Raw genomic sequence first — 3997 nt, 5'->3', positions numbered from 1 at the left:
GTTCGAAGGCCGACGTGCGATGTGTACTAAGGCTTTGTTTTTTCTTTTAAATTAAGACGGACATTGGTCATAGAGCTAGGATCTTAGTTCTTGATTCTTCATCGCCGGTGGACCTCTATGACCCACTCCAAGGGTGGTTTTAGTTCTCCCTGGCGCGCCTCCAATGAACCGGATATATCGAGTTAACTGAGGGGCGAACAATTTTTGTGCGTCCCTCTTAAACCGTTAGAACGTTATATCGTCGTTATCCTCGTCCTCACCTTCAGCTTGAGCCCACCTTCTCGAAATACTCCGATTACGCGGCCAGGTCGTTCTGGCGCGGAGCTTGCGAATACAAGCGGAGTGACAGGTTCCCTGGTCTTCTTCAACTTCATTAGGTGACGAGCCCACAGTCCTTCGCTTCAAGATGACTCATATATAGGAATTGCTCAAATTCAACTTTATATCGCTCCGGGTTCCTAGAACCCTTCCAAAACTGTACGTTGCGATTTTGCCCGAGCAACACGAGGCATATGATTTCCAGTATTTCCTGATCCATATCGGGTCCAAAATAGACACTGCGGAGGGCACATCGGCGGGATACGTGAAAACGGTTCCTGCAACCTATGTATGGCTCGCCATTCTCGCTCATAGCTCCAATCCGAGGATTTCGTACAGAATAGATGTAAAAATCCGCGTTCTTAGAACGCGGATTTTTACTCGATGAATTCAATTTTCCTGCCTAGTAAAATTCACAGGCTTGCAGAAGCAACCCGCTTGTAACCTCTTCCTGCTTGGATGTCCTGCCGCAGGTCATCAAAACGGCCACGAGTCCATCGAGGCCGTTATCTAGCCCGTCGCAGCCACCGCCCGCCTGGCCATCACGTTCACGAGATGGGCGCGATACTCGGCGCTGCCGTGAATGTCCTCGTTGAATTCGGCGCCGTCCACCGCGATCGACGCGATGGCGTCCGGTGTGAAATTCTTCTTGAGCGCATCTTCCATTGCCGTCACCCGAAACACGCAGGGCGCCGCTCCGGTGACCGCGATACGGATTCCGTCGTGGGCCTCCGCCACCATGACGCCGACAATGGCGTAGCGCGAGGCAGGATTAGGAAACTTCATGTAGGCGGCGCGTTTGGGAATCGGGAAATGCACGGCGGTGATGATCTCGTCGTCCTCAAGCGCGGTTTCGAACATGTCGGTGAAGAAGTCGTCGGCCGCGATCTCGCGGCGGTCGGTGACGACCGTGGCGCCTAGACCGACGAGCCCGGCCGGATAATCTGCCGCCGGATCGTTGTTGGCGACGGAGCCACCCATTGTGCCGCGGTTTCGCACCTGTGGATCCCCGATCGCCTCCACCAGGTTCGCGAGACCGGGGATGCGATCCCGCACGAGATTCGAGGCAGCGACGTCGGCATGACGCGTCATAGCGCCGATCACGATCGCCCCGTTTTTCTCCGTGATCCCGACAAGCGATCCGATGTTCTTGATGTCAATCAGCACATCGGGACGTGCCAAACGCAGCTTCATCGTCGGCAACAGCGTCATACCACCGGCAACGATCTTCGCCTCGTCATTCTCACGTAACGCCGTCAGCGCGGCTTCGATCGAGTCGGGTGCCTGATAATCGAACTTGTACATGAAGCGTTTCCTCGTGCTTGGCCTTGCATATGAAGGCGGGGATTACCGTGATTTCGCGGCTGTTTGAATCGACTTGACGATGTTGTGGTAGCCCGTGCACCGGCATAGGTTGCCCTCCAGCCAGTCCCGGATCTCCTTTTCCGTCGGATCGGCGTTGTTTTGCAGCAAGTCGACCGCGCTCATAATCATGCCGGGCGTGCAGAACCCACATTGTAAGCCGTGCTCTTCGCGAAATGCAGCCTGCATGGGATGCAGCGTGTCGCCGTCGGCCAGCCCCTCGATAGTCGTGATCTGCGTGCCTTCGGCCTGTACTGCGAGCAGGGTGCAGCTCTTGATCGAGTGGCCGTCCACGTGAACGACGCAGGCGCCGCACTGGCTGGTATCACAGCCCACGTGCGTGCCGGTCAGACCGAGATCGTTACGGAGAAAATCAACCAGCAGAGTGCGCGGTTCCACGTCCCCCTTGACCTCCTTGCCGTTGACTGAAAACGAGATTTTCATTGTTGTTCCTCCGCGGCATCGAAGTAAGATGAAAAGGCATCGAAAAAATGCTTGGCGAGTTTGTTCGTAGTCGCTACGAGTAGGCGCGATCCGACCTGAGCGATGCGTCCGCCCGTATTGAACTTGGTGGTATAGCGCAACACCGTTTCTTCGCCGGTTTCCTCGAGCATGACATCGGCGACGCCTTCTCCGAATCCTGCCGCGCCGCCCTCGCCGCGCCCACTCAAAGTGTAGGACACAGGCGCATTGATGTTCGACAGGGTTATGATAGTCTTGAATCTCGCCTTGACGGGACCGTACTTCGCCAGGACAACGCTTTCATAGACACCCTCCGACACCTTCATCATTGACTCGCACCCGGGGATGCAGGCTGACAACACGTCAGGGTCGTGGAGCCGTTGCCAGACCTCAGCGCGAGGCGCCGGTATGTGGTATTCACCTTGTATTTCCATCGCGTGTGGGGTCCTGACTATTGTTTGGCGTTGTGTTCGTTACGCTTCGACCACCGCTCACACCACCTGTAACTGCCGAGGGGCCAAGATGCGCAACAACGACGAATGGTAGTGACCACTAACCATTTTGGTACCAGAATTATTTAAATATTACCTTCATATAAGCCAGTAAGCAACGCCTTTTTGTCCAGCAGCTTCCATTCGTCACGTCTGTCGGTCGCTGATCTGACCCGCAGAGGAGAACGGCGCCCGAGGCATCAGCCTGCTGCCTCAGTCGGCGGGCGCGTGCGCGATGAGCTGTATCTCTACCAGGCCCCTGTCCGGAAACAATTCGCTGATGCCGATCGCCGTCCAGGCCGTGTACGGCGCCGGCAGGTATTCATCCTTTACCGTCATGAACGCGCCGATGTGCGCGCCCTTGTCACCGTCGAAATGGGGGCTGTCGAAGACGTGGAAGGTCGTGAGCTTTACGACCTGATCGTATCTCGCGCCTGCAGCGGCCAGCGTCGCCTTGATATCCGAGAAGGCCTTATGGAGTGCTTCACGGTACTCTTCCGGTGTGGCGGGGGTGTCCCCCGGAGCCTCGGCCACGACACCGGAGAGGAACACGAAGTCACCCGCACGGTAGGCGGGAGAAAAATGGTATTGATCATAGAGCTCCATATCCTGGCTCGTGGCTATGATCGACTCACCGGCCGCTCCAGACTTGTTGAAATTATCGTCCGCCGCGAGAGTTGTTGGTAACGGCATTGCAACTGCCAATATCAATACGAATCGGTTCATCAAATGCTCCAGTAATAGATGCTTTTTCAGTTAGTTCGAGTTCAGGCTTTGGCGGCGACAAGGTCAACCTCGACCAGCAATTCCGGCTTCGCCAGCGCCTTGACGATAATGCCCGTGGATGCAGGCCGCGCATCACCCAAGGCTTTGGCGCGGGCCTGCGCCATCGGCCAGTAGTCGTCCTCGCTCGTCACGTAGGTCGTTACTTGGACGACATCTTCGATCCCCATACCGGCGGATTCCAGAATGGCCATGAGATTATCCCAGGTGGCTTGAGTCTGGGCCTCGACTCCTTCGGGTATCGTGCCGTCGGGCAACAGACCTACCTGCCCCGCCGTGAAGAGTACTCGCGAGTTCGGTGGGATCTCGACGCCGTGGCTATAGGCTGCGAGCGGCGGCGCGATCGTATCGGGAACATGCTTTTTGTTCATGGGACCTCCCTTGATTTTATCTGGATGATAATGATTTTAGCTGCTCCGTGGGCGCGTTGCGGGCATCCGGCACGGATTTTCGACCCGCCCTCAATCGAGCAGCGCGATACACTCGACCTCAAGCATCAGCTCCGGAAAGGCCAGGCGGTTGCAGCCGATCCAGGTCGCAGAGGGCGGCGCCGACGCCGCTTCCTCGTAGAACCGGATGCG

5 protein-coding genes are annotated in these 3997 nt (G+C 56.7%); all 5 read right to left on the bottom strand.

From position 1 onward, the window contains the following. Positions 1-828: 828 nt before the first annotated feature. A complete protein-coding gene (locus AC52Q4_RS07345; protein WP_495536151.1) occupies positions 829-1623 on the bottom strand; it encodes an FAD binding domain-containing protein in 795 nt (264 codons plus the stop codon). A 42-nt stretch (positions 1624-1665) separates the two neighbouring features. Beyond that, complete coding sequence (locus AC52Q4_RS07340) at positions 1666-2124, bottom strand: (2Fe-2S)-binding protein (RefSeq protein ID WP_495536150.1); 459 nt, start codon at positions 2122-2124, stop codon at positions 1666-1668. Further along, a complete protein-coding gene (locus tag AC52Q4_RS07335; protein WP_495536149.1) occupies positions 2121-2576 on the bottom strand; it encodes an SRPBCC family protein in 456 nt (151 codons plus the stop codon). Before AC52Q4_RS07335 ends, AC52Q4_RS07340 begins: the two co-directional genes overlap by 4 nt. A gap of 270 nt (positions 2577-2846) precedes the next feature. Further along, positions 2847-3359 (bottom strand): Rid family hydrolase, encoded by a 513-nt coding sequence (locus AC52Q4_RS07330; RefSeq protein WP_495536148.1) that lies wholly within the window; start codon positions 3357-3359, stop codon positions 2847-2849. A gap of 41 nt (positions 3360-3400) precedes the next feature. Continuing rightward, on the bottom strand, positions 3401-3787 hold the full coding sequence (locus AC52Q4_RS07325; RefSeq protein ID WP_495536147.1) for a RidA family protein: 387 nt from the start codon (positions 3785-3787) through the stop codon (positions 3401-3403). Between the last annotated feature and the right edge of the window lie 210 nt (positions 3788-3997).

This window comes from Nitrococcus sp. (assembly GCF_059432795.1).
This window is presented reverse-complemented; position numbering and strand designations above follow the sequence as displayed.